At 72.3% G+C, this 592-nt stretch carries 1 protein-coding gene; it reads left to right on the top strand.

From position 1 onward, the window contains the following. Positions 1 to 206: 206 nt before the first annotated feature. Positions 207 to 592: amino acid permease (locus tag AOK22_RS37975; RefSeq protein ID WP_157872423.1), on the top strand; the 386-nt coding region annotated here is incomplete at its 3' end.

The raw sequence follows: 592 nt of genomic DNA, 5'->3' as shown, positions 1-592 counted from the left end.
CTGCGCCGCTGGCTCGACGAGGGCCAGGGGCCGCAGGTTCCGGTGGATGATTCCCCGTCCGAAGTCCCCGGCGGCACAGCATTTGCGGTGGTCGACGGCGTCGTACAGGACAAAACGCACTGATTTTGAGCAGCGTCCGCCGTGCCCGACCATGGCTTCCGCCCGGCGATCCCGGGCACCTGGCACGACGAGAGGCGCACCACCCCATGCACGACTCCGGAACCGCGGCGGCGCGGCCGGCTCCGGCCCCTGAGCAGGGGGAACCGGCCGAGGCGGGGAGCAGGCACTCCCGGCGCTTCGGGCTTCCGATCGCGACCTGTCTCGTCATGGGCAACATCATCGGCGGCGGCATCTTCCTGCTGCCGGCCTCCGTCGCCCCCTTCGGCACCATCAGCCTCGTCGCCTTCGGCGTCCTGACCGCCGGTGCCATCGCCCTCGCGCTCGTCTTCGGGCGGCTCGCCGAGCGCGATCCGCGCACCGGCGGACCGTACGTCTACGCCCGCGCGGCCTTCGGCGACTTCGCGGGCTTCCTGGCCGCCTGGTCGTACTGGATCACCACCTGGGTGTCCAACGCCGCCCTGGCCGTCGCCGC

The organism is Streptomyces silaceus (assembly GCF_001419745.1).
GTDB classification, from domain to species: Bacteria; Actinomycetota; Actinomycetes; order Streptomycetales; family Streptomycetaceae; genus Streptomyces; species Streptomyces silaceus.
This window is presented reverse-complemented; position numbering and strand designations above follow the sequence as displayed.